Below are 25503 nucleotides of genomic sequence, written 5' to 3'. Positions count from 1 at the left end.
ACCTCGCCCCCGAGCCGGCTCGCGGGGCGGGTTCTCTTCCCCCCGATCCCCGAAAAAAAATTGATCTTCCTCACCCTCCCAACGCCCCAGCGCATCATTTTATTGCCTTGCTAAAACGGTTCTTCTATTTTAGCACCCCATCTGACAAGGACAAAAACAGGGATTAAGCATGATGAATCGCGTATGGGTACTGGGCGACGCCGTGATCGACCTGGTGCCGGAAAATGCCAACGGTTATCTCAAATGCCCCGGCGGCGCGCCGGCTAACGTGGCGGTGGGTATCGCCCGGCTCGGTGGCGACAGCGCTTTTATCGGGCGAGTGGGGCAAGACAGCTTCGGCGCCTTTTTGCAGCGGGTGCTGAGCGATGAAGGGGTGGATATCAGCCATATGCGGCCGGATCCCGAACACCACACCTCCACGGTCGTGGTGGATCTCGATCTGCAGGGTGAGCGCTCATTCACGTTTATGGTGCAGCCCAGCGCCGATCTGTTTTTGCAGCCCGACGATCTGCCGGTTTTCCAACGGGGCGAATGGCTGCACCTCTGCTCCATCGCGCTCTCACAGGAGCCCAGCCGCAGCGCGGCCTTTACGGCGATGGAACGCATTCGGGCGGCCGGCGGCCGGGTCAGTTTCGATCCCAACATCCGCGAAGAGGTCTGGCGCCAGCCGGAAGCGCTGCGCCCCTGCCTGCAAAAGGCGCTGCTGCTGGCGGACGTGGTGAAACTGTCGCGCGAAGAGCTGGCTTTCATCAGCCATCTTGACGATCTGGAGAACGCCATTCGCTGGATGATGCAAACCTATCCGCTGCGCCTGCTGCTGGTGACGCTGGGCGGCGACGGCGTCTGCGTACACGATGGGCAGCGTCTGCGCCATTTCCACGCGCCATCGATCGTGCCGGTCGATACCACCGGCGCCGGCGACGCCTTCGTCGCCGGGCTGTTAGCGGCGCTGGCGCACCTTCACGAATTGCCGCAGGAAGCGCAATGGCCGGCGGTTATCGCCCAGGCCCAGGCCTGCGGCGCGCTGGCCACCACCGCCAAAGGCGCCATGACCGCCCTGCCCCGCGCCGACGAGCTGGCCGCTTTCCTGCGTTGATCTTCAGCATTCACGGCGATCCGCAGGTTCGCCGTGCTTTTACCCACGATTTGCGCGCTCGATCACAATAGCTGAATCGGGTTAGCTAACTGAGTTGCCAGCTCGCTTCGCTCTCGTTATCTTTCGCCATGAAAAACCGGTTTAGCAATTTAGCAAACAATAATAACAACCCTTACCCGGATGATAGACGATGATGAAAAAACTCAGCTATTTGGCGATAACAACAGGGCTTTTCCTCTCCGCTTCCAGCGCAGCGGCCTCGGGCAGCGGCAGCATCGAGGCGCGTCTCAACGCGCTGGAACAACGTCTGGCGCAGGCGGAACGGCGCGCCGCACAGGCTGAAACCCGCGCGACGGCGGCGGAACGTCGGGCGCAACAGCTGGAACAACGCACCGCCAACACCGAACGGCAAACCGCACAGATTGCGCAGCAGGCCGCCACGCCGGAAACGCCGGTTGCCCCGGCCAGCGCGCTGCAGCTGAGCGGATTCAATGACCTGAAGCTGTACGGGGATGTGGAGTTCAATCTGGACGGCGCCAGCCGCAGCGGCCAGCTGACGTCGCTGAAAGGCAGCGACCACAAGGACTGGAAGCCCGGCAACAAAGAACGTTGGGATATCAACGGCCGCATTCTGGTCGGGCTGGACGGCTACCGCCGCAATCCGGACGGCAACTTCTCCGGCTTCAGCGTGCAGCCGCTGGCGGACATGACCGGCAAAATGAACCTGGACGACGCCGCCTTCTTCTTCGGCAATGAAAAGAACTGGCAAACCAAAATCGGCCGCTTTGAAGCCTACGACATGTTCCCGCTGAATCAGGACACCTTCATTCAATACTCCGGCAATACCGCCAACGATCTGTACGCCGACGGCTTCGGCTATATCTACATGATGAAAGAGGGCCGCGGCCGCAGCAGCAGCGGCGGCAACCTGATGCTGAGCAAATACGCCGGTGATGTCTATTTCGAGCTGAACACGCTGGTGGAAGACGGCACTTCGCTGTTCCAGGACAACAGCTACCACGGCAACGCCCTGGACAATAAGAAAAACGTCGCCTATTTACGGCCGGTGATCGCCTGGAAAAAAGACGCCTTCAGCATCGCGGCGGCGATGGAAAGCAACGTGGTGAATAACGCCTACGGCTATCGGGACAGCCAGGGCCGTTTCGTCGATCAGTCCAAGCGCAACGGCTACGGCATGACGATGAGCTGGAACAACAGCGCCGCCGATCCGGACAACGGCGTGGTGGCCAACCTGAGCACCGCCTATCTGGATGCCTCAGGCGAGCAAGACTTCACCGCCGGCGTCAACGTGCTGTGGCGGCGCTTCGAACTGGGTTATATCTATGCCCATAACAATATCAAAGAGTTCAATACCGCCGGGATCGCCGCCGATATCCACAACCCGCTCAGCGAACCGGGCAACTACGACATCCACACCGTTCACGCGTCGTATCAGATACCTGACATTATGAATATGAAGAATTTCAATCTGTATTTAGGCGCCTATGTGTCGCTGCTGGAGGCCAACGCCGACAACAAGATAGCCAACGGCGACAACGATCAACGTTACGGCATGCGCGCCAGATTCAAGTATTTCTTCTGACATCGATTCACGGCGCTGCGCCGCAAACGGCGCGGCGGCATTTTTATTTAGCAAGGGGACAACATGGACATTACCGCAACCGCCAACGCGCTGTTGCCGCTGCTTGGCGGTAAAGAGAATATCGCCAGCGCCGCCCACTGCGCCACGCGCCTGCGCCTGGTGCTGGTGGACGACAGCAAGGTGGACAAAGAGGCCATCGGCAAACTGGACGGCGTCAAAGGCTGCTTCAGCAACGCCGGTCAAATCCAGGTGATCTTCGGCACCGGGCTGGTGAACAAGGTGCATGCGGAATTCATCAAGGCGGCGGGCGTCAGCGAATCCAGCAAGGCCGAAGCCGCCGATATCGCGGCGAAAAAGCTCAACCCGCTGCAGCGCATCGCCCGCCTGCTGTCGAACATCTTCGTGCCGATCATTCCGGCGATCGTCGCTTCCGGCCTGCTGATGGGGCTGCTCGGCATGGTGAAAACCTACGGCTGGGCCGATGCCAACAGCGCGCTGTTCATCATGCTGGATATGTTCAGCTCGGCGGCGTTCATTATCCTGCCGATTCTGATCGGCTTCACCGCCGCACGTGAATTCGGCGGCAACCCCTATCTGGGCGCCACGCTCGGCGGCATTTTGACGCATCCGGCGCTGACCAACGCCTGGGGCGTCGCCGAGGGTTTCCATACCATGAACTTCTTCGGTCTGGAGATCGCCATGATCGGCTATCAGGGTACCGTGTTCCCGGTGCTGCTGACGGTGTGGTTCATGAGCGTGCTGGAAAAGCGGCTGCGCAAGGTGATCCCCAACGCGCTCGATCTGATCCTGACGCCGTTCCTGACGGTGGTCATCTCGGGCTTTGTCGCCCTGCTGTTTATCGGCCCCGCCGGCCGCGCGCTGGGCGACGGCATCTCCTTCGTGCTCAGCACGCTGATTGCCCATGCGGGCTGGTTCGCCGGGCTGCTGTTCGGCGGCCTCTATTCCGCTATCGTCATCACCGGCATTCACCACAGTTTCCATGCGGTAGAGGCCGGGCTGCTCGGCAACCCCAATATCGGCGTCAACTTCCTGCTACCGATCTGGTCGATGGCCAACATCGCGCAGGGCGGCGCCTGCCTGGCGGTGTATTTCAAAACCCGCGACGCCAAAATCAAAGCCATCGCGGTGCCGTCGGCCTTTTCCGCCATGCTCGGCATCACCGAAGCGGCGCTGTTCGGCATCAACCTGCGCTTCGTGAAACCGTTCCTGGCGGCGCTGGCGGGCGGCGCGCTCGGCGGCGCCTGGGTGGTGGCCAACCACGTCGGCATGAATGCGGTCGGGCTGACGGCGATCCCCGGCATGGCGATCGTGCAGGCCAGTTCGCTGGTCAGCTATATCATCGGCCTGGCGATCGCTTTTGGCAGCGCCTTCGTGCTCTCCCTGCTGCTGAAATATAAAACGGACGCGCAATGATGGAAGAACTCAGCTTAATCAAACAGGCGCTGCGGGCGGTAATGAACGGCCAGCCACGCGCACTGCGCGATCCGCACCGCCCGGCCTGGCATCTGGCGCCCAGCGTTGGCTTGCTGAACGATCCCAACGGCTTTATCCAGCACAACGGCGTTTATCACCTGTTCTATCAGTGGAACCCGCTGGGCTGCGATCATCGCAACAAGTGCTGGGGACACTGGCAATCGACCGATTTATTGCGTTGGGAACATCAGCCGATCGCCCTGGCGCCGGGCGCCTGTTACGACAGCCACGGCTGTTACTCCGGCTCGGCGGTGGTGGCGGAAGACAAAATCACGCTGATCTACACCGGCAACGTGAAATTCCCCGACGGCTCGCGCACCGCTTACCAATGCCTGGCTCAGGAAAGCGATCGGGGCGAATACCGCAAACTCGGGCCGGTGCTGCCGCTGCCGGAGGGCTACAGCGGCCACGTACGCGATCCGAAAGTGTGGCGTCATCAGGATGCCTGGTACATGGTGCTCGGCGCGCGTGACTTGCAGGATCGCGGCAAGGTGCTGCTGCTGCGTTCCTGCGATCTGCGCGACTGGCAAGCGCTGGGGGAGATCGCCGGTTCCGGCCTGAACGACCTGGGTGAATTCGGCTACATGTGGGAGTGCCCGGACCTGTTCTCGCTGGACGGCGACGACGTGTTGATCTGCTGCCCGCAGGGGCTGGCGCCGCAGCCGGAACGCTATCTCAACCGTTATCAGGCCGGCTATCTGCTCGGTAAGCTGGATTACCGGCAGGCGGCCTTCAGCCACGGCGAATTTCGCGAGCTGGACGCCGGCTTCGAGTTCTACGCGCCCCAGACGACGCAGGCGGAAGATGGCCGCCGCCTGCTGTTCGGCTGGATGGGCGTACCCGAGCAAGATGAAGAAGCCCACCCGACGCGCCGTTACGGCTGGATCCACACCATGACCTGCCCGCGCGAGCTGTCGCTGCAGCATGGCCGCCTCTACCAGCGCCCGGCGCGCGAGCTGCAACAGCTGCGCGGCGAGCGGGCTGGCTGGCAAGGCCACGCCGATGACGCCCCCGCCTATGCGCTGGGCGCCGCGGAGCTGCAGCTGACGCCGCAGGGCGCGTTCAGCGCCGACTTTGGCGACGCCATGACGCTGAGCTGGGACGGCGAACGGCTGCAGCTGACGCGCGCTTCCCTGGCCGACGGTAGGCCGGAGCACCGTTACTGGCGCGGCCCGGTCACCCATCTGCAGCTGCTGTTCGATCGTTCCAGCGTGGAGATTTTCATCAACCACGGCGAGGCGGTGATGAGCGCGCGCTACTTCCCGGCAGCTGAACCGCAACTGCGGCTGAACGGGAGCGCGCCGCTGGCGTTGGAATACTGGCCGCTGACGCCATGCATGCTAGAATGACGCATCCTCCGATGACTTCAGATGGCGTCAGTGAAAAAAAATAAACGCATTACCATCAGTGACATCGCCACGCTGGCCGGGGTGTCGAAATCGACCGCCAGCCTGGTGCTGAACGGCCGCAGCAAGGAATACCGGGTGTCCGACGACACCCGCGATCGCATTCTGGCGCTGGCGCACGAACACCATTATCAGCCCAGCATCCACGCCCGCTCTTTGCGCTCCAACCGCAGCCACACGCTGGGGCTGGTGGTGCCGGAGATGACCAACTACGGCTTTGCGGTGATCTCGCGCGAGCTGGAAACGCTGTGCCGCGAGGCCGGTCTGCAGCTGTTGATCGCCTGTACCGATGAAAACCCGGCGCAGGAGATGATGGCGGTGAACAGTCTGGTGCAGCGGCAGGTCGACGGCCTGATCGTCGCTTCCAGCCAGTTGAACGACGCGGAATACCAGAAGATCAACGCCGGGCTGCCGGTGGTGCAGATGGATCGCCTGATCGCCGGTTCCGAACTGCCGCTGGTGATCACCGATTCGGTCAATTCGACCGCCGACCTGGTGGAAAAGGTCGCGCGTCAGCATCCGGATGAGATCTATTTTCTCGGCGGGCAGCCGCGCATTTCACCGACTCGCGATCGGCTGGCCGGCTTCCAGCTTGGCCTGGAGCGCGCCGGCGTATCGTGCAAACCGGAATGGATCATCAACGGCAGCTATCACCCCAGCTCGGGTTACGAGATGTTCGCTCAGCTGTGCGCGCAGCTGGGGCGTCCGCCCAAAGCGCTGTTCACCGCCGCCTGCGGCCTGTTGGAAGGGGTATTGCGTTATCTGACTCAGCATCAGCTGATGGAAAGCGACATCCACCTGTGCAGCTTCGACGATCACTACCTGTTCGACTGCATGACGTTGAAGATAGACACGGTGGCGCAGGACTGCCGGGCGCTGGCGCAACATAGCTTCAGCCAGGTCACCGCGCTCATCGACGAGCGGCCGCTGGAACAGAACGCGCTTTATCTGCCGGGCCGTATCCACTGGCGCCATGCCGGTTCGCGGGCGTTGTTGGCCGGGGAGTGATATTTCTGAATCAATAAAAAAGGGCGCCTGAGCGCCCTTTATCGTTTTGCTGCCGCTACTTACTTGGCGGCGCCTTCCATGCCCACCAGCCCCACTTTCAGGTAGCCGGCTTTACGCAGGGTGTCCATCACGCTCATCAGCGTTTCATAGTCCACGCTCTTGTCCGCCTGGAAGAAGATGGTGGTTTCTTTGTTGGCCTGAGTGCGTTGATCCAGCACCGAAGTCAGCTGATCGGCATTCACCGGCTGATCGCCAACGTAGAGCTGCTTGTCGGCCTTCACCGACAGGAACACCGGTTTTTCCGGCCGCGGCTGCGGTTTGGCGGAAGAAGCCGGCAGATCGACGCGGATATCTACCGTTGCCAGCGGCGCGGCCACCATAAAGATGATCAACAGCACCAACATGACGTCGATAAACGGCGTCACGTTGATTTCATGCAGTTCGCCGCTGTCGTCCAGATCTTCATTTAAGCGCATCGCCATGACTCACCCCGCCCGCAGTTGGTGTGCGTGCTGTGAGCGCTTGGCTTCCGCCGTCGCGGCCAGATCCAGATCGCGGCCCTGCAGCAGCAAGACCTGCGCCGCCACGTCGCCTACCTGGGCGCGATGGCCGCTGATGACGCGGGCAAAGATGTTGTAGATAACGACGGCAGGGATCGCCGCGACCAGGCCCAGCGCGGTCGCCAGCAGCGCTTCCGCGATGCCCGGCGCCACGACCGCCAGGTTGGTGGTCTGCGAATGGGCGATGCCGATGAAGCTGTTCATGATGCCCCACACGGTGCCGAACAGGCCGACGAACGGCGAGATGGCGCCGATGGTGGCCAGGAAACCGTTGCCGCGGCCCATGTTGCGGCTGTAGGCCGCCACGCGGCGCTCGAGGCGGAAGCCGGTACGCTCTTTGATGCCGTTGTTGTCGCTGGACTCTGCGGACAGCTCCAGCTCATTTTGCGCGTCGTTCAGCAAGACAGCGCTGACGCTCTGCGAGCCGAAGTTTTGCGCCAGCTCGGAAGCTTCATCCAGCGAGCGCGCGTCGGCCAGCGCCAGCTGTTCGCGGCGCAGGCGGCGTTTGGCGCGCAGCAATTCACTGCCTTTGGAGAACAGAATGGTCCAGGTCACGATCGAGGCCAGCACCAGGCCGATCATTACCGCTTTCACCACCGCGTCGGCGTGCTGATACATGCCCCAAACGGACAGATCCATGCCGCGGGTTTCCGGTGGCTGGATCGTTGGCGCCGGGTTCACCGGCGTGATGCTCTCCGGCGCGGCGGCTGCAGGTGCAGGCGCGGTGGTCGGCGCAACGCTTTCGGTAACGGCCGGATTGGCCGCCGGCGCCGCCTGCGCGCTGCCGGCCAGCCCCACGACCAACACCATTGAAGCCATCAGGCTGCGGCCAAAGGCCTTGCCCCACTGCGCCCGGCCCTGGCCGAACGATCCTTGATTTAAATTCTTGCCAGCCGTTTTCACGCTGTGCCTCCACCCATTACCGATCAAAATTAAGGAATAATTCAGCGTGCGATCATATCAAACCAACCGGGGATTGATAGTAGTTCTCATTATTATTTACCAAATAAACGAGAAAATTTTAGCCAACCCCGCGGCAAAGCGCCAATCCACGTCCGTTCACCGCCAAACGCCCCTTTTATGGGGTTATTTCGTTACTTTTCCCCCACAACGGCGCAACAAGGCCACGCTGCCGAACGGCATCTCGACCGATGAATGGGCTTCTCTCTCGCCGCTCGGCAGAAGGATGAGGCGAGAAATGCGCAGTCGGCAGCCAATTATAGCCGTTTCTGTATCTGGAAGTTAAAACGTCTGGATGGCTATATTAACTCATGATAACGTAAGGGCTATCGCAAACGGGCACGTGCAGAGCAACCAGAGGTGAGCCAGGTACCATGACGTCAAAACATATCGAAACCACGCTGATCGGCGCCGGCCGCGGCAAGCGCTACACCCAGGGCTCCGTCAATCCCGTCACGCAACGCGCCTCTTCTTTGGTCTTCGACTCCGTCGCCGCCAAAAAACACGCCACCGCGCAGCGCGCCCACGGCGAGCTGTTTTACGGCCGACGCGGCACCCTGACCCACTTCGCGCTGCAGGATGCGATGGTGGAGCTGGAGGGCGGCGCCGGCTGCGTGCTGTACCCCTGCGGCGCGGCGGCGGTAGCCAATGCGATCCTGTCGTTCGTCGGCGCCGGCGATCACCTGCTGGTCACCGGCTCGGCGTACGAACCGACCCAGGATTTCTGCACCCATATCCTCGGCCGCATGAACGTCAGCACCACCTATTTCGATCCATTAATTGGCGCCGATATCGCCACGCTGATCCAGCCCAATACCCGCGTGGTGTTCCTGGAATCCCCCGGCTCCATCACCCTGGAAGTGCAGGATATCCCGGCGATGGTGCAGGCCATCCGCGCCGTGGCGCCGGAGGTGGTGATCATGATCGACAACACCTGGGCGGCGGGCGTGCTGTTCAAGGCGCTGGATTTCGACATCGACATTTCGATTCAGGCCGGCACCAAATACCTGATCGGCCATTCCGATTACATGCTCGGCACCGCCGTCGCCAACGCGCGCTGTTGGGATCGGTTGCGCGAGTACTCCTACCTGATGGGGCAGATGGTGGATGCCGACACCGCCTACATGGCGAGCCGCGGCCTGCGCACCCTGAGCGTGCGCCTGAAGCAGCACGAGTGCAGCAGCATCGAAGTCGCCAACTGGCTGGCGGCACGGCCGGAGGTGGCGACGGTCAATCACCCGGCCCTGCCCAGCTGCAAGGGCCACGAGTTCTACCGCCGCGACTTCAGCGGCTGCAACGGGCTGTTCTCCTTCGTGCTGAAAGAGCGGCTGGATGATGCGCAGCTGGCCGCCTACCTGGACAACTTCAGCCATTTCAGCATGGCCTACTCCTGGGGCGGCTTCGAGTCGCTGATCCTGGCCAATCAGCCGGAAGAGCTGGAAGCGATCCGTCCGGCGGGCGGCGTCGATTTCTCCGGCACGCTGGTGCGCCTGCACATCGGCCTGGAGAACGTCGAAGACCTGATCGCCGATCTGGCGGCCGGCTTCGATCGCCTCAACGGCGTGCGCCAAGACGGATTCCGGTAATTTTCTTCGCCTTGTTTAATGTCGGCTTAAGCTATTAGCGGTACACTAATCGGGTAACTGTCAGATACGGTAACCGCCGCATCCTGGAGAACGTGACCCCGGGCGCAACCGGCATGCAACAGGACATAAAATGGATGTATTACGAGAGATTATTCATGCGCTTTGGCAGCAGGACTTTATCGCCCTCGCCGATCCAAGCGTAATTTGGGTGGTTTACGCCGTACTTTTCACCACCCTGTTTTTGGAAAACGGACTGCTGCCCGCCTCCTTCCTCCCCGGCGACAGCCTGCTGCTGCTGTCGGGCGCGCTGATCGCCAAAGGCGTGATGGGCTTTGCCCCCACCCTGCTGATTCTGACCGCCGCCGCCGGCCTCGGCTGCTGGCTGAGCTATATCCAGGGCCGCTGGCTGGGCCACACCGGCCTGGTGAAGAGCTGGCTGCTGCAGCTGCCGGCGCAGTACCACCAGCGCGCGCACAACCTGTTCAATCGCCACGGGCTGACGGCGCTGCTGATCGGCCGCTTCCTCGGCTTCGTGCGCACGCTGCTGCCGACCATGGCCGGCATTTCCGGGCTCAACAGCTCGCGCTTCCAGGTGTTCAACTGGCTGAGCGCGGCGATCTGGGTCTGTGCGCTGGTGGGCCTCGGCTACGCTTTCAGTCAAATCCCTCTGGTAAAACGCTACGAAAGCCAGGTGATGACCGGCCTGATGCTGCTGCCGCTGCTGCTGCTGTTCGTCGGCCTGCTGGGCGCCATGCTGGTGATCTGGCGCAAAAAGCGCGCTTCCTCTTCCTAAATCCGGCGCGCTACAGCGCCTTCTCGACCAGCGCCCGGCAAGATCGCACTGCCCCCGTAAACGCGGCTCAGCCCTCCAGCAGCAGCGGGTTGGCCTCGCGCAGCCGGGCGACTTCATCGCTCGGCGTCATGCCGAACAGCCGTTTGAATTCACGGCTGAACTGCGACGCGCTCTCGTAGCCGACGCGGATCGCCGCGGTGCTGGCCTTCAGGCCGTCATGCACCATCAGCAGGCGCGCCTTATGCAGCCGGTACGACTTCACGTACTGCAGCGGCGAGGTGTTGGTCACCGCTTTGAAATTGTGGTGGAACGCCGAGACGCTCATGTTGACCTCGCCGGCCAACTGCTCGACGTTGAGGTTGTCGGCATACTGATGTTCGATGCGCCGCAGCGCCTTGGCGATCTGGCTGAAGTGGGTATGGCGATTGACCAACTCCTGCAGCGACGCGCCGCAGGTGCCGCGCAGCACGTAGTAAAGGATCTCGCGCACGATCTGCGGCCCCAGCACCCGGGCGTCGAGCGGCTTGGCCATCACGTCCAGCAGGCGTTCGGTGGCGCACAGCAGCGCTTCCGTCAACTCGGCCAGGTTCACCCCGTTGCTCTCCGCCCGCGGTTGCATCAGGTAGTCGTCGTCGCCGATGTCGATCAGCAAATCCTGCAGCATTTGGGTATCGATATTGACCGCCAATCCAACCAGCGGCAGTTCCGGGCTGGCGAAGGTTTCGCATTCGAACGGCAGCGGCACCGTCATCAGCAGGTAGTTGCGCGGATCGTACTGGAACACCTTACTGCCGCAATAGCCGACCTTGTGCCCCTGAAAGATGATGACGATCCCCGGTTCGTACATCACCGGTTGGCGCGGGCAGTGGCGATCGACATACAGGATCTTCACCCGCGGCACCGGCGACGGCGTGTAGCCGTTGCCGGTGGCGATAGCCATCGCCTGGCGCGCCATGCGGCTGCGCTGCGCATCGATTTCAATCACGGAAACACCCTCTTACAGTCAGAACGATTCGGCATAAATCATAATTTAAAATTCGCTATTCCTACAGAGGATTGTAGAAATAGGCAAGAACCAAACAGGAATGTGCATTGTGCGCTGCCGGCAGGTTGCTGACAATACGGGCCAGAAACCTTTGCGCCGCGTTGGCGCCCGCCTGACAGCAAGAGAGAAATCAACCATGCAAAACTTCATTCTGCATACCCCAACCAAAATCCTGTTCGGCAAGGACCAAATTGCCGAAGTGGCCGGCCAGATCCCGGCGGACGCACGCATCCTGATCACCTACGGTGGCGGCAGCGTGAAGAAAAACGGCGTGCTGGATCAGGTGTATAGCGCGCTGGCCGGCCGCAACGTGCGGGAGTTCTCCGGCATCGAGCCGAACCCAACCTACGAAACGCTGATGAAAGCGGTCGAGGTGGTGAAGGCGGAAAACATCGATTTCCTGCTGGCGGTCGGCGGCGGGTCGGTGGTTGACGGCACCAAGTTCATCGCCGCCGCCGCCCGTTATACCGCCAACGGCGACGCCTGGCATATCCTGCAGACCGTCGGCAGCCACATCGCCGACGCGGTGCCGATGGGCTGCGTACTGACGCTGCCGGCCACCGGTTCCGAATCCAACAGCGGCGCGGTGATCACCCGTAAAAGCAGCGGCGACAAGCAGCACTTCTTCTCGCCGCTGGTGCAACCGCGCTTCGCCGTGCTGGATCCGGTGGTGACCTATTCGCTGCCGCCGCGCCAGATCGCCAATGGCGTGGTCGACGCCTTCGTGCACACCCTGGAGCAGTATCTGACCTACCCGGTCGACGCCAAGGTGCAAGATCGCTTCGCCGAAGGCCTGCTGCTGACCCTGCTGGAAGACGGCCCGCGCGCGCTGGCCGAACCGGAAAACTATGCGGTGCGCGCCAACGTGATGTGGAGCGCCACCATGGCGCTGAACGGCCTGATCGGCGCCGGGGTGCCGCAGGACTGGGCAACCCACATGCTGGGCCACGAGCTGACCGCCATGCACGATCTCGACCACGCGCAAACGCTGGCCATCGTGCTGCCGGCGCTGCTGCACGAGAAGAAAACGCAGAAGCGCGCAAAACTGCTGCAGTACGCTGACCGCGTTTGGGGCCTGCGCGAAGGCAGCGAAGACAGCCGCATCGACGGCGCCATCGCCGCCACTCGCGCCTTCTTCGAGCAGATGGGCGTACCGACCCGCATGGCGGATTATCAGCTCGACGGCAGCAGCATTCCGGCGCTGCTCGACAAGCTGCATCAGCACGGCATGACCGCCCTGGGAGAGCATCAGGACATTACCCTGGACGTCAGCCGCCGCATTTACGAAGCGGCGCGTTAATCGCAAAACGGCGATTTTTTGCTAGGCTTTAGTCTCCGTCAGCCATTTTTCGCCGCATCCGGCGCCCGGCCGATCACCGGGCGCCGTCAGGCGCCTCAGCGCGCCGCCGATCGTTTCGCACCACCCGTCTTACCGCTCATTCGCAGGGAGAGCGGGGAGAAAATCGCCCTCCCGCCACCGCTGAAATTAGGCTGGCAAACCCGGCAACCGCCCACTTTGCCAACTAGAATTTATCTATAGCCGTTTCGGTGCCGCAGGCGCCGCAATCCGTACACAAGGAGATGCGCATGACAACGCAACAACCCATCATCAAACTCCACGATGGTAATCTGATGCCGCAGTTGGGTCTCGGCGTTTGGCAGGCGAGTATTGAAGAGACCACCCGCGCGGTGAGCAAAGCGCTGGAGATCGGTTACCGCTCCATCGACACCGCCGCGATCTACAAGAACGAGGAAGGCGTCGGCGCCGCGCTGCAGTCCAGCTCGCTGCCGCGCAGCGACCTGTTCATCACCACCAAGCTGTGGAACGACGATCAGGGCGATCCGCTGGCGGCGCTGGAAACCAGTTTGGAAAAACTCAAGCTGGACTATGTGGATCTGTACCTGATCCACTGGCCGCGCCCGCAGCAGGATCAATACGTCTCCGCCTGGCGCGAACTGATCAAACTGCGCGATCAAGGCCTGGTGAAAAGCATCGGCGTATGCAACTTCCATACGCCGCACCTGCAGCGCCTGCTGGATGAAACCAACGTGGCGCCGGTCGTCAATCAGATAGAGCTGCATCCGCTGCTGCAACAGCGCCAGCTGCGTGCCTGGAACGCCACGCACCACATCGCCACCGAATCCTGGAGCCCGCTGGCGCAGGGCGGTGAAGGGGTGTTCGACCAGCCGCTGATCAAGGCGCTGGCCGAAAAATACGAGAAAACCCCGGCGCAGATCGTGGTGCGCTGGCACTTGGACAGCGGCCTGATCGTGATCCCGAAATCGGTCACGCCGTCGCGCATCCGCGAAAACTTCGAGGTGTTTGATTTCAAACTCGATAAGGACGAACTGGGAGAGATCGCCAAGCTGGACATCGGCAACCGCCTCGGGCCGGATCCGGATACCCTGTAATTCCTCCCCAAGCCCTCTCCCGCCGGAGGGGGCTTTTCCTTTCCGCACATTGCTCCCTTGCGCCGCCTGACGTTATGATGACGACGCCGGAGGCTCCGCCCGCCGGTTAATACCGTTAAAAAACAGACAAGCACGGAGCACCATGAAATTCTCTTTCTCACACGGGTCACGGCTGGGCATGCTTTGCATCATGCTGGTGCTGGCGGGTTGCGCCGGCAAGAAACAGCGCGTCAGCTACGATCGCCACGCCTTCGACAGCGCCATTAAAGACGCCGCCAGCGAATACGGCGTAGACGCCAAGCTGATCACCGCCATGATCCAGGTGGAGTCCGGTTTCAACCCCGCCGCAGTGAGCAGATCCAATGCGATCGGCCTGATGCAGCTGAAAGCCGATACCGCCGGCTGCGACGCCTATCGTTACAAAGGCAAACGCGGTTGCCCGGACGATGACGATCTGCTGGATCCCGACACCAATATCGATCTCGGCGCCGCCTATCTGGCCACCTTGCAAAAACAACAGCTTAAAGGGATCGCCAATCCCGTTACGCTGCGCTACGCCACCATCATCGCCTACGTCAACGGCACCGGCGCGCTGCTGCGCACCTTCTCCAGCAACCGCCAGCAGGCCATCGCGATGATCAACAACCTGTCGCCGGAAGCCTTTAACTGGCACGTGCGCAAATACCATCCCGCTCCGCAGGCGCCGCGCCATTTGATGAAAGTGGAAGCCGCCTACGATCGGCTGTGATGAGTAAAAGTAAAAAGGAGAACCCGAGGGTTCTCCTTTTTGTTTGCGCCCGCGGCGTGGCCGTTACGGCTTGGCTTTGCGAATCGGTTTGCGCGGCGGCCGGTTGGACGGCGTGCGCTGCCGATTGATATCGGTATGTTTGGTCAGCGCCGGCCGGGTATGGCGCTGCAGGCGTTTCGCTTCGCGCTGCTCGTCGATGCTCGGCGCCGGCACCAGACACTCGCGGCGGCTGCCGATCAGGTGCTTTAGCCCCATCTCTTCCAGCGCGGCGCGGATCAGCGCCCAGTTGGCCGGATCGTGGTAACGCAGCAGCGCCTTGTGCAGGCGGCGCTGGCGATCGCCGCGCGGCACCACCACGTCTTCGCTCTTGTACCCCACCTTGCTCAGCGGGTTTTTGCCGCTGTAATACATGGTGGTGGAGTTGGCCATCGGCGAAGGATAGAAGTTCTGCACCTGATCAAGGCGGAAACGGTTCTTCTTCAGCCACAGCGCCAGGTTCACCATGTCTTCATCGCGGGTGCCCGGATGCGACGAGATGAAGTACGGGATCAGGTACTGCTCTTTGCCCGCCTGCTTCGAATAGTGATCAAACAGCTGCTTGAAGCGATCGTAGCTGCCCATGCCCGGCTTCATCATCTTCGACAGCGGCCCTTCTTCGGTGTGCTCCGGCGCGATCTTCAGGTAGCCGCCGACGTGGTGGGTCGCCAGCTCCTTGATATAACGCGGATCTTCCACCGCCAGATCGTAACGAACCCCGGAGGCGATCAGGATCTTCTTGATGCCCTCCAGCGAACGCGCGCGGCGATACAGCTTGATGGTCGGCTCGTGGTTGGTGTCCATGTAGGTGCAGATCTCCGGATACACGCACGAGGCGCGGCGGCAGGTCTGCTCGGCGCGCGGGTTGGTGCAGCGCAGCATATACATGTTGGCGGTCGGGCCGCCGAGATCGGAGATCACGCCGGTAAAGCCCGGCACCTTGTCGCGGATCTCTTCGATTTCGCGAACGATCGAATCTTCCGAACGGCTCTGGATGATGCGCCCTTCATGCTCGGTGATCGAACAGAACGAGCAGCCGCCGTAGCAGCCGCGCATGATATTCACCGAGAAACGGATCATGTCATAGGCCGGAATGCGATCCTGGCCGTAGGACGGGTGCGGCACGCGCTGATAAGGCAGCGCGAAGACGCTGTCCATCTCCAGCGTAGTCAGCGGGATCGCCGGCGGGTTGATCCACACGTAGCGGTCGCCGTGTTTCTGCATCAGCGCACGGGCGCAGCCCGGGTTGGTTTCATGGTGCAGAATGCGCGAGGTGTGCGCATACAGCACCTTGTCGCCCTTCACTTTCTCGAAGGACGGCAGCAGCACATAGGTCTTCTCCCACGGCTTCGGCTTGGCGGCGCGCACGGTGACAGGCTTGGCTTCCGGCTCTTTCGGCTTGGCGCCGTCGGCGCACGGCAGATCGTCGCCGTACGGGTTCGGGATAGGTTCGATGCGGCCCGGCTTGTCGAGGCGGGTGGAATCCACGCCGCTCCAGCCCGGCAGCGCTTCTTTGCGCATTACGGCGGTATTGCGAATATCGTGGATGTCGCCAATCTTCTCACCGGCGGCCAGGCGATGCGCCACTTCCACCAGCGGGCGTTCACCGTTGCCGTAGATCAGCATGTCGGCCTTGGAATCCACCAGCACCGAGCGGCGCACGGTATCCGACCAGTAATCGTAGTGGGCGATGCGGCGCAGGCTGGCTTCGATGCCGCCCAGCACGATCGGCACGTCTTTGTAGGCTTCTTTACAGCGCTGGCTGTAGACCAGGGTGGCGCGATCCGGGCGTTTGCCGCCGACGTTGCCGGCGGTGTAGGCATCGTCGTGGCGCAGTTTGCGATCGGCGGTATAGCGGTTGATCATCGAGTCCATGTTGCCGGCGGTGATGCCGAAGAACAGGTTCGGTTTCCCCAACCGCATGAAGTCTTCTTTGTTGCTCCAGTCCGGCTGCGCGATGATGCCGACGCGGAAGCCCTGCGCTTCCAGCATGCGGCCGATGATCGCCATGCCAAAGCTCGGGTGATCGACATAGGCGTCGCCGCTGATGATGATCACATCGCAGCTGTCCCAGCCCAGTTGATCCATCTCTGCTCGCGACATCGGTAAAAACGGCGCGGTGCCAAAACATTCCGCCCAATAAGGCTTATAGGAAAACAGTTCACGATCGGGTTGGATCAGGCTGGTGGTGCTCATTCTGCTGCTCTTTTTACAGGTTAATTAATCGCCGGGCGGCGATTATACGCACTAGCTGCAAAAAGAGCATGGTTATTTCGCTAACCGTTCACTTCGAATTCATAAACGTCGCTGCGGCACAAGATATCGCTGAACTCCAGCGCCTCACCCTGGGCATTGCGGCTGGTCTGGGTGATGTGCAACAACGGCGCACCGCACGGCACGTTGAGCAGCTCGGCGACCTCGTCGCTGCAGGATACCGCCTTCAGCAGAAAGTGTTTATCTTCGGGCACGATGCCGCGCGATTGCCATAACGCATACAGCGAATGTTCCAGCTGCCCCGGTTCGGGCAGGAAGCGCGGCGGAATATAGGTGGTTTCCAGCGAGACCGGGCTGCCGTTCAGCAAGCGCAAACGCCGCAGTTTGACCACCTCATCCCCTTCCGTCAGCCCCAGCGCCGCTGCGGCCTTGGCCGGCGCGCCGACCCGGGTGCGCAGCAGCCATCGATTGCTGACGCTGCTGCCGTGACGCAGCGCCTGAGCGGTGAAACCGCTGTCCTTATCGAGGGAATAGCCAATGTGCATCGCCACGCGGGTGCCAACGCCCTGCTGTCGCAAAATCAGCCCCTTCTCCTCCAGCAGTTTCATCGCCTTGCTGACGGTGACGCGCGACAGCGCCAGGCCTTCCGCCATCTGCCGTTCGGGCGGCAAAAACGCCTCCGCCGCCAGCACCTGCTGCCTGATCGCGGTTTCTATCGCCATCGCCAGCTGAATATAACGCGGCGCTACCGCCCCCTGCGCCAGATGGCCACGCAGCCAGGCCATAAAATCCGTCATTCGCCCGCCCTCTTACCTATGCCATTTGTCTGGATTTCGTTTTTTATCCTATCGCCGATCCGGCGATAAGCCCCTCACCTTAACTAAAATATCGCTAATGTTTTCAGAGTGGCATCACAAATTTTGCCTAATGGACTTTCATTGGATCTAGATCGCGCGTAATCTGTGCTTATTGATGTTGATACATCAATCGCACCAACACCAGGGACCCACTTTAAAAACAATAAAAAACCCGCTGCCAGCCCTAAAGGATACCCTTGATGGCCGGTAGCGGGGATATACTGTCAGCACAAACGGCCGAGAATAAGCAACGTAGCTAATGGATAGCTTGCTCACTGCTCATAGCCACATCACAGGATCCCCTCGCGGTGGGCGCAACGGATCGATGTCGGCAAATAGAAACGTTCCCGCTTCGCCAAACCCCGCTGCAGACCCACTCTTTGACTACACTCATTGGCGCCGTGCGGCCGACGTGCCTCACCCGATAAGGCGGATACCGCCCTCACTTTGACAGACCCGGCGGTATCAGCCGCTACACACTGCGCGGAATCGGCGTCTTCACCGACAACGGAATAGCCGGCGTCAACCGCGCCAACGGAATCGATTTTCAGTCAACTGCGGCGGCCCTCGCGGCCCTGCGCTACAGGGATCATTTGCTATGACCGATATCAATCGCAATGAAGCATGGAAGGTAGAAAGCACCGGTATCGATCGGGTGCCGGACGCGGAACAGACCGGCAAGCCCATCGAGCTGTTTTGGATCTGGTCGGCGGCCAATATCGGCATTCTCGGCGTGGTGTACGGCGCCATTATCGTCGGCTTCGGCTTATCCTTCCTGCAATCGGTACTCGCCGCGCTGGTCGGCGTCGCCAGCTTCGTGCTGGTCGGTCTCACCAGCTTCGCCGGCAAGCGCGGGCGCACCTCTACGCTGACGCTCTCGCGGGTGATTTTCGGCCTGAAGGGCAACGTGGCGCCCACCCTGTTCAGTTGGATCAACCTGATGGGCTGGGAAGCGGTCAACGTGATCACCGGCACCCTGACGCTGGCGGCGCTGTTCGAGGCCTTCGGGTTGGGTAGCAGCCACCTGCTGACCGCGCTCAGCCTGCTGCTGTTCGGCGGGCTCACTGTCATCGTCAGCCTGCTGGGGCAAAATACCGTGGTCTGGATGCAAAGCTGGTTCAGCCGCATCTTCGGCACCATGACGCTGATCGTGGTGCTCTATATCCTGTTCAACACCGAGTGGAGCCAGGTGCTGGCGCTGCCTTCCGGCAGCTGGTTGACCGGCTTCCTGCCGGCGGTATCGGTGATTGCCGCCGGTACCGGCATCAGTTGGGCGATCGCCGGCGCCGATTACAGCCGCTATCAAAGCCCGAGCTCGTCGAGCAAAAGCATTTTCGCCGCGGTAATGGGCGGCGCCTGTTTGCCGCTGATGCTGCTGATGCTGGCCGGCATCCTGCTTTCCGTGCAGCTGCCCGATCTGGCCAGCGCCGCCAACCCCATCGCACTGATAGGCTCGGTGCTGCCCGCCTGGATGGCCATTCCTTATCTGCTGGCCGCCACCGCCGGCATCGTCACCATCGCGGTGCTCAGCCTGTATTCCGCCAGCCTTAACCTGCTGACTATCGGCGTGCAGGTCAAGCAGTGGCTGGCGGTGTCGATCGACGCGGTGGTGGTGTTGGGCATCGCCCTGTATGTGCTGTTCATCTCCGGTGATTTCATGGGGCCGTTCATCTCCTTCCTGGTGTTCTGCGGCGTCTTCCTGGCGGCCTGGGAGGCGATTTTCCTGCTCGATTACCTGTGCCTGCGCCGCCGCCACGGGTATGATGGCAACGCTTTGTACGGCCTGCATGGCCAGAACCGCGGCGTGCGCAAAGCCCCGCTGTTCTGCTGGTTCCTCGGCGCCCTGTGCGGCCTGCTGGTCACCAAAACCGGTTTTATCGACGGCCCGCTGGCCAAAGGCCTGTTCGCCGATTCCAGCCTGGGGCTGTTTGTGTCGTTCGCGGTGAGTCTGATCGCTTACGGTCTGTACCTGACCCAACGCAGAGAACATCAATGAGTGAGTGGGAAGCTGTAACACCTGTCCTGGTGATTGGGGGCGCGGTCGGCGATCTGGTGATGACGCTGCCGCGCCTGCCGACCAGCGGCGAAGATATCGAAGCCCAGCCGCAGGCGCGGCAAATCGGCGGCTGCGCGTTCAACGTGGCGCGCGCGCTGGTGCGCCTGGAAACGCCGGTGATTAACGGCATGCCGGTTGGCAACGGCGAATGGGGCGCGGCTGCCGAAGCCGCCATGGGCGAGCTGGGGCTGGAGGTGCTGCTGCGCCACGGCCAGATGGACAACGGCTGGTGCCTGGCGCTGGTGGAGCCAAACGGTGAACGCACCTTCATCACGGTTTCCGGCTGCGAAAGCCAATGGAATAAAGCGCAGCTGGCGACGCTGCCGCTGACGGAGCACACCCTGATCTACGCCAGCGGCTACGAGCTGGCGGGCGAAAGCGGCGAGGCGCTGCGCGAGTGGCTGACGCGCATGCCGTTCGACCAACCGCGCCTGATCGATCCCGGCCCGCGCATCGCTCAGCTCAGCGAAGATTTCTTCGCCATGCTCAGCGACAGCCACACCCTATTGACGCTCAACCGCGACGAAGTGGCCGCGCTGTGCGGCGGCGGCGACGCCGTGGAGGCCGCGCAGCGCTATGCCGCCGCCCGTAACCTGACGCTGATTTGCCGCCTGGATCGCTACGGCGCGTGGATCTGCGACGGCCGCACGCCGCCGCTGCACGTGCCCGCCTATCCGGTAGACGTCGTCGACACCATCGGCGCGGGCGATGCCCACTGCGCCGGTTTGCTGGCGGGCCTGTCCGCCGGCTGGCCGCTGCCGCAGGCGGTCGATCTGGCCAACCGGGTCGCCGCTTGCGTGGTGGCCAGCCTCGGCGCCGCCAATCCGCCGGACCGGCAGCAGTTGCAACAGCGCTTCCCGCAGGCCTGACGTTTCAGGGCGCAGCCAGCGGCGCCCCCAGTCTTACTGCGCCGCTACCGCACTCTCCTGCGGCGGGTGGCGGTAGTTGAAGCTCAACGCGAACACGATCCCCAACACCAGCGTATACAGCGCAAACACCAGCCAGATGCTCTGCCAGTCTTTCACGCCGTCATGGCTGAAGAAGTCCACCACCTCGCCGCTGGCGAGCGCCCCCAGATAGGCGCCCAAACCGTTCACCATAGTCATGAACAGCCCCTGCGCGCTGGAGCGGATGCGGCGATCGGCCTCTTTCTCGACGAAGATGGCGCCGGAGATATTAAAGAAGTCGAACGCACAGCCGTAGACGATCATCGACAGCAGCAGCAGAACGAAACCAAAGCCGACCGGCGTGCCATAGGCCAGGAACAGGAAGCGCAGCGTCCAGGCCGCCATGCTGATCAGCATCACCTGCTTGATGCCGTAACGGCGCAGGAAGAAGGGAATGGTGAGGATAAAGAACACTTCGGAGATCTGCGACAGCGACAGCAGCACCGCCGGATACCGAACGCTGAGGCTGTCCTGATACAGCGGGTTGAGCGACAGATCGTGCAGGAACGGGTTGCCGAAGGTATTGGTTATCTGCAGCGCCGCGCCAAGTAACATGGCGAACAGGAAAAACAGCGCCATGCGCCGCTGGCGGAACAGCACCAGCGCATCCAGCCCCAGCACGCTCACCCAACTCTTCGACTCGGCCGCGCGGTTGGTCGGGCAGCGCGGCAGCGTCAGTGAATAAGCGGACAGCAGCAGCGACGCCGCAGAAGCCAGATACAGCTGCAGATTGCTGAGCTCGATTCGGCTGAAGCCGACCAGCCACATCGCCAGAATGAACCCCACCGTGCCGTACACCCGCACCGGCGGAAAGTCCTTCACCGTGTCAAAGCCGTGCTTTTCGAGACAAAAATAGGAAATGGCGTTGGAGAGCGCGATGGTCGGCATATAGACCATGGCGTTGAACAGCATCACCCAGAACATCAGCATCGGTTGCTCGACCTGCGCCGCGCAGTACAGCGCCAGCGCCCCGAGCAGGTGACAAAGCGCATACAGGTAGTTGGCCTTCATCCACCGATCGGCGATGATGCCCGCCAGCCCCGGCATGATCAGCGCGGCGATGCCTTTGGCGCTGTAAACCATCCCCACCTGCATGCCGCTGAAATGCAGCGTGTTGATCATGTAGGAGCCCAGCGTCACCAACCAGGCACCCCAGATAAAGAACTGCAGGAAAATCATGACCTTCAATCGTGCTTTTATCGCCATCGCCATCACCTTGTTATTATGCTTTCAACGATGATTGGTGCGGCGGGCCCCCTGCAGCCCGCCGCCGGTTTGCCTGCGGTGTTACAGCGTTTTGAACAGCTCGCGGATCAGGCGCATGAAATCGTCCGCCGCCAGCGCCGCGCAGCTGAGCGTTTGTTCATGGGAGAGCGGCGTATCCGACAGCCCTTCGGCGTAGTTGGTCATCGCGGACACCACCAGCACCTTGAGGCCGCAGTGGCGCGCCGTCAGGACTTCCGGCACGATCGACATGCCCACCACGTCGCAGCCCAGGGTCTGCATCATGCGGATCTCCGCCGGCGTTTCGAAATTCGGCCCGGTGTAGGCGGCGAATACCCCTTCCGCCAGCGGAATGCCCGCGCTTTCGGCCACCGCCGCCAGCCGGGCGCGCAGATCGCGATCGTAGGCGTTCGCCAGGCTGAAGAAGCGCGGCCCGAAGCGCTCGTCGTTGGCGCCGACCAGCGGCGATTCCGGCATGAAGTTGATGTGATCGGTGATGGCCACCAGGCTGCCCGGCGCCACCGAGCGGCGCAGCGAACCGGCGGCGTTGGTCGCCAGCAGGAATTCACAGCCCAGCAGTTTGAAGGTGCGCACTGCGGTGGTCATCACCTGCATGCCGCGCCCTTCATAGAAATGACCGCGCCCTTTCATGCACAATACCGGCACGCCTTCCAGCTTGCCGGCGACCAGCTGCCCGGCATGGCCGGCGACGCCGCTCACCGGGAAGCCCGGCAGCTCCGCGTAGTCGATGGTGACGGTTTCGGTCATCACCTCCGCCAGGGCGCCGAGTCCGGAGCCGAGAATCAAGGCCGCTTTCGGCTGGAAACCCGGCAGGCGTGCGCGGACGACATCGGCGCAGGTAAAAGCATCTTCTTGATTAAACATCGTATTCTCTCTTTCAGCGGGGGATAATAATCCCCATAGTAGAGAGCGAGGCGCGGCCGAGACCAATACATTCTTGGCGGCCGATTTATTCCATTTACCTATAAGTTGAGCTGCGTCACAAGGAGGCGATACCCCGGATGAATCAGCCCCATGCCCTGCCCGATCCCGGCCGGATTAACTTCCGCCTGCTGCACTATTTCCGCGTGGTGGCGGAAGAGATGAACTTCACCCAGGCGGCGCGGCGGCTGAATATGTCACAGCCGCCGCTCAGCAAGCACATCAAGGAGCTGGAAAGCCAGCTCGGCGTGGTGCTGTTCAAACGCACCACCCGCTCCATGACGCTGACGCCGGCCGGCCGCACGCTGCTGCGCAACGTCGAGCGGCTGCTGGATCAGGCCGACAGCGCGCTGCATCAGGTGCAACAGATGGGGCGCGGCGAAGGCGGCCACATGGTGGTCGGCATGGTCGGTACCTCGGCCTGGGGCGGGCTGATCGCGGCGCTGCGGCGGTTCAGCGAGCAAAACGCCGGCGTCACCTGGTCGTTGAACGAGCTGACGCCCAGCCAGCAAATCGCCGCGCTGCAAAAGCGGCATATCGATATCGGGGTCTGGCGAGAGGCGCAGCAACAGACGCTGCCGGGGTTGACCTGCCAACGCTTGGCGAGCGAGAGCATCGCCGTGGTGCTGCCGCTCGATCATCCGCTGGCGCAGCAGGAAAGCATCCCGCTGGCGGCGCTGCAGAACGACAGTTTCATCGTGCTGCCGCCGCACGAGGCCAGCCTGGGGCTGTATCTGCACAATCTGTGCCTGCAGCAGGGATTTTTGCCGGACGTCGCTTATCAGGTCAACGAGCCGCAAACCCTGCTGGCGCTGGTGGCGGAGGGCTGCGGCATTACGCTGCTGCCGGACAGCTACGGCCGCATTCCGTGGCCCGGCGTCCGCTTTTGCTCGCTGCAACAGGCGCCGCCGGCGGATCTGTACGCGGTTTACCGCGCCGACAGCGTCACGCCGGTCGTAGAGGCCTTTCTGGAGATGCTGCGGGCGCCGTAAGCGGCCCGCAGCGCAGATTACATCGTCGGCTGCACCATCAGCTGGCCGGCGGTGCCGCGATCGGCCATCTCCAACGTCTGGCTGTAATACAGGAACGGGAAGTGTTCGGAGGTAGGTTGGTTGAAATACACCAGCAGCTCGACGTCGCCATCGACCCAGACGGTGTCCTTCCAGCCGCGATCTTCCGCCATCGGCTGCGCGCCGTTGACGCGTTTGATCAGGAACTGCACGCCCTGAATATGGAACGACTGCGGCGTATCCGCATGAATGTTCCAGCGTTCCCAGGTGCCTTGCTGCGCCTGCACGTCGATGCGGTTCATGTCCCAAATCGCGCCGTTGATGCCGACGCCGCCGTCGCCCAGGCGGAAATCGCGGGTGCGGCTGGCGCTGCCGTCCAACAGCTGATCCGCCAGCAGGCGCATCGGCAGGTTGTCGGTCACCAGCGGCAGCAGGCCGGTCGGGCGCAGCGTCAGCACCTGGGTGGACACCAGAATGCTCGACGGCTCGAACAGGCCGCGCAGGCGATCCATGATGCCCGCCGCTTCACCGGCGGTGATGGTCACCTCCTCGCCCTTCGACATGTCGATCAGCACTTCCCGGCGTTCGCCCGGCGCCAGCGACAGCTGCTGCACCGCGACCGGCGCGGGCAGGAAGCCCTGATCGCTGGCGATCACGTTGAATGGGCGCCCGTCGCTGAGCTGCAGGGTATAGCGGCGCGCGTTGGAGGCGTTGAGCAGGCGCAAACGCACCCAGCCGCGCGACACCTCTACATACGGATTTTGCACGCCGTTGACCAACAGCGTATCGCCGACGAAACCGCCCTGCGACGGCGCATCGTATTGCGGCGTGCCGAAGTTATCGAAGCGCTTGTCCTGAATGATCAGTGGGAAATCGTCGACGCCGTAGTGGTTGGGCAGCGGCAGCGCTTTGCTGACGGCATCCTCCACCAGCCACAGCCCGGCCAGCCCGTTGTAAACGTGCGGCGCCATGCGGTTCGGCGTATTGGCATGGTACCAACAGGTGGCCGCCGCCTGACGAATAGGCAGCACCGGCGACCAGTCGACGTTGGGCGACATCATGCGCGGCGCGCCGCCCATCAGCGTGCCCGGCACCTGCAGACCGCTGACGGTCATCGCCACCGGCTCCTGCAGGCGGTTGCTGTAGATCAGTTTGACGTCGTCACCGCTGTAAACCCGCACCGTCGGCCCCAAATACATGCCGTTGATGCCCCACACCGCCGCCTTGCGGTTATCCATAAACGCCCAGTGGGCGCGCTGCAGGGTCAGGAACAGCGGCTGACCGCGGCGAGACTCCAGCAGTGGAGGAATGGGTAATGGGGTCTGCGTTCCGCTCGCCTCTGCCCTCAGCGGCACGGCGCTCGCGCACAGCGCCAGGCCCGATGCCTGTATAAACTGACGTCGACTGAGTGACATATTTTCTCCATGAAAAGCAATAACTAAACCGTGTGCAAAACCCAAACGCCCGCCAATCAAGATTAGCAGGCGCTCAGGCGTTAACGGCGCT

The 25503-nt window shown here is 62.2% G+C and carries 21 protein-coding genes; 13 read left to right on the top strand and 8 right to left on the bottom strand.

What is annotated here, in order from left to right; translation table 11 throughout:
• Positions 1 to 169 precede the first annotated feature (169 nt).
• From ABTW55_RS01320 to ABTW55_RS01300, 5 genes are all read left to right on the top strand, one after another.
• Positions 170 to 1096 (top strand): aminoimidazole riboside kinase, encoded by a 927-nt coding sequence (locus ABTW55_RS01320; RefSeq protein WP_060422933.1) that lies wholly within the window; start codon positions 170 to 172, stop codon positions 1094 to 1096.
• 193 nt (positions 1097 to 1289) lie between these two features.
• A complete protein-coding gene (locus ABTW55_RS01315; protein ID WP_033654846.1) occupies positions 1290 to 2699 on the top strand; it encodes a carbohydrate porin in 1410 nt (469 codons plus the stop codon).
• A 63-nt stretch (positions 2700 to 2762) separates the two neighbouring features.
• Positions 2763 to 4133 (top strand): sucrose-specific PTS transporter subunit IIBC, encoded by a 1371-nt coding sequence (locus ABTW55_RS01310; protein ID WP_033636041.1) that lies wholly within the window; start codon positions 2763 to 2765, stop codon positions 4131 to 4133.
• On the top strand, positions 4133 to 5542 hold the full coding sequence (locus tag ABTW55_RS01305) for a sucrose-6-phosphate hydrolase (protein ID WP_060423071.1): 1410 nt from the start codon (positions 4133 to 4135) through the stop codon (positions 5540 to 5542). Before ABTW55_RS01310 ends, ABTW55_RS01305 begins: the two co-directional genes overlap by 1 nt.
• 21 nt (positions 5543 to 5563) lie before the next feature.
• On the top strand, positions 5564 to 6607 hold the full coding sequence (locus ABTW55_RS01300) for a LacI family DNA-binding transcriptional regulator (RefSeq protein WP_060422930.1): 1044 nt from the start codon (positions 5564 to 5566) through the stop codon (positions 6605 to 6607).
• Positions 6608 to 6666: 59 nt separating this feature from the next.
• On the opposite strand, the gene exbD is transcribed toward ABTW55_RS01300, so the two are convergent.
• Together exbD and exbB are read right to left on the bottom strand one after the other, a co-directional pair.
• The gene (exbD, locus tag ABTW55_RS01295) at positions 6667 to 7089 is read right to left on the bottom strand and encodes a TonB system transport protein ExbD (RefSeq protein ID WP_004937307.1); all 423 of its coding nucleotides are present in this window, start codon (positions 7087 to 7089) and stop codon (positions 6667 to 6669) included.
• 3 nt (positions 7090 to 7092) lie between these two features.
• Positions 7093 to 8070, bottom strand: a complete 978-nt coding sequence (exbB, locus tag ABTW55_RS01290; protein WP_072264955.1) for a tol-pal system-associated acyl-CoA thioesterase — start codon at positions 8068 to 8070, stop codon at positions 7093 to 7095.
• A 431-nt stretch (positions 8071 to 8501) separates the two neighbouring features.
• Between exbB and metC the strand changes: the two genes are divergently transcribed.
• Complete coding sequence (gene metC / locus ABTW55_RS01285; RefSeq protein ID WP_060422927.1) at positions 8502 to 9713, top strand: cystathionine beta-lyase; 1212 nt, start codon at positions 8502 to 8504, stop codon at positions 9711 to 9713.
• A 130-nt stretch (positions 9714 to 9843) separates the two neighbouring features.
• Positions 9844 to 10506, top strand: a complete 663-nt coding sequence (locus tag ABTW55_RS01280; protein ID WP_033636044.1) for a DedA family protein — start codon at positions 9844 to 9846, stop codon at positions 10504 to 10506.
• 67 nt (positions 10507 to 10573) lie between these two features.
• On the opposite strand, the gene ABTW55_RS01275 is transcribed toward ABTW55_RS01280, so the two are convergent.
• Positions 10574 to 11461, bottom strand: a complete 888-nt coding sequence (locus ABTW55_RS01275; protein WP_194243347.1) for an AraC family transcriptional regulator — start codon at positions 11459 to 11461, stop codon at positions 10574 to 10576.
• Positions 11462 to 11687: 226 nt separating this feature from the next.
• On the opposite strand from ABTW55_RS01275, the gene yqhD reads away from it, so the two are divergent.
• The 3 genes from yqhD to ABTW55_RS01260 all read left to right on the top strand — a co-directional run bounded on the left by yqhD (position 11688) and on the right by ABTW55_RS01260 (position 14711).
• Positions 11688 to 12851, top strand: a complete 1164-nt coding sequence (gene yqhD, locus ABTW55_RS01270) for an alcohol dehydrogenase (RefSeq protein ID WP_060422924.1) — start codon at positions 11688 to 11690, stop codon at positions 12849 to 12851.
• 287 nt (positions 12852 to 13138) lie between these two features.
• Complete coding sequence (gene dkgA / locus ABTW55_RS01265; protein ID WP_033654835.1) at positions 13139 to 13963, top strand: 2,5-didehydrogluconate reductase DkgA; 825 nt, start codon at positions 13139 to 13141, stop codon at positions 13961 to 13963.
• A gap of 142 nt (positions 13964 to 14105) precedes the next feature.
• On the top strand, positions 14106 to 14711 hold the full coding sequence (locus ABTW55_RS01260) for a transglycosylase SLT domain-containing protein (protein ID WP_033649078.1): 606 nt from the start codon (positions 14106 to 14108) through the stop codon (positions 14709 to 14711).
• Positions 14712 to 14774: 63 nt separating this feature from the next.
• On the opposite strand, the gene ABTW55_RS01255 is transcribed toward ABTW55_RS01260, so the two are convergent.
• Together ABTW55_RS01255 and ABTW55_RS01250 are read right to left on the bottom strand one after the other, a co-directional pair.
• Positions 14775 to 16943: a YgiQ family radical SAM protein gene (locus ABTW55_RS01255; protein ID WP_060422921.1), complete on the bottom strand. Its 2169-nt coding sequence runs from the start codon at positions 16941 to 16943 to the stop codon at positions 14775 to 14777.
• Between the two features lie 80 nt (positions 16944 to 17023).
• Positions 17024 to 17758 carry a GntR family transcriptional regulator gene (locus ABTW55_RS01250; RefSeq protein ID WP_033654833.1) on the bottom strand — a complete coding sequence of 245 codons (735 nt, stop codon included), beginning with the start codon at positions 17756 to 17758 and terminating at the stop codon, positions 17024 to 17026.
• A gap of 658 nt (positions 17759 to 18416) precedes the next feature.
• Between ABTW55_RS01250 and ABTW55_RS01245 the strand changes: the two genes are divergently transcribed.
• Together ABTW55_RS01245 and ABTW55_RS01240 are read left to right on the top strand one after the other, a co-directional pair.
• Positions 18417 to 19814, top strand: a complete 1398-nt coding sequence (locus tag ABTW55_RS01245; RefSeq protein WP_033649075.1) for a cytosine permease — start codon at positions 18417 to 18419, stop codon at positions 19812 to 19814.
• The gene (locus ABTW55_RS01240) at positions 19811 to 20743 is read left to right on the top strand and encodes a PfkB family carbohydrate kinase (RefSeq protein WP_060422918.1); all 933 of its coding nucleotides are present in this window, start codon (positions 19811 to 19813) and stop codon (positions 20741 to 20743) included. Before ABTW55_RS01245 ends, ABTW55_RS01240 begins: the two co-directional genes overlap by 4 nt.
• 33 nt (positions 20744 to 20776) lie before the next feature.
• Here ABTW55_RS01240 and ABTW55_RS01235 read toward each other — a convergent pair whose 3' ends face one another.
• Both ABTW55_RS01235 and xapA read right to left on the bottom strand, forming a co-directional pair.
• The gene (locus ABTW55_RS01235; RefSeq protein WP_060423068.1) at positions 20777 to 22027 is read right to left on the bottom strand and encodes a nucleoside permease; all 1251 of its coding nucleotides are present in this window, start codon (positions 22025 to 22027) and stop codon (positions 20777 to 20779) included.
• A gap of 81 nt (positions 22028 to 22108) precedes the next feature.
• Positions 22109 to 22930 carry a xanthosine phosphorylase gene (gene xapA, locus ABTW55_RS01230; RefSeq protein ID WP_041036721.1) on the bottom strand — a complete coding sequence of 274 codons (822 nt, stop codon included), beginning with the start codon at positions 22928 to 22930 and terminating at the stop codon, positions 22109 to 22111.
• A gap of 137 nt (positions 22931 to 23067) precedes the next feature.
• Between xapA and ABTW55_RS01225 the strand changes: the two genes are divergently transcribed.
• The gene (locus ABTW55_RS01225) at positions 23068 to 23979 is read left to right on the top strand and encodes a LysR family transcriptional regulator (protein ID WP_033654828.1); all 912 of its coding nucleotides are present in this window, start codon (positions 23068 to 23070) and stop codon (positions 23977 to 23979) included.
• Between the two features lie 17 nt (positions 23980 to 23996).
• On the opposite strand, the gene ftsP is transcribed toward ABTW55_RS01225, so the two are convergent.
• Positions 23997 to 25412, bottom strand: coding sequence for a cell division protein FtsP (gene ftsP, locus ABTW55_RS01220; RefSeq protein WP_039569305.1), 1416 nt, complete (start codon positions 25410 to 25412; stop codon positions 23997 to 23999).
• Between the last annotated feature and the right edge of the window lie 91 nt (positions 25413 to 25503).

This window comes from Serratia sp. SM04, assembly GCF_040280225.1.
GTDB classification, from domain to species: domain Bacteria; phylum Pseudomonadota; class Gammaproteobacteria; order Enterobacterales; family Enterobacteriaceae; genus Serratia; species Serratia sarumanii.
The sequence above is the reverse complement of the archived record's forward strand: the minus strand, read 5'-3'. Positions and strand labels throughout refer to the sequence as shown.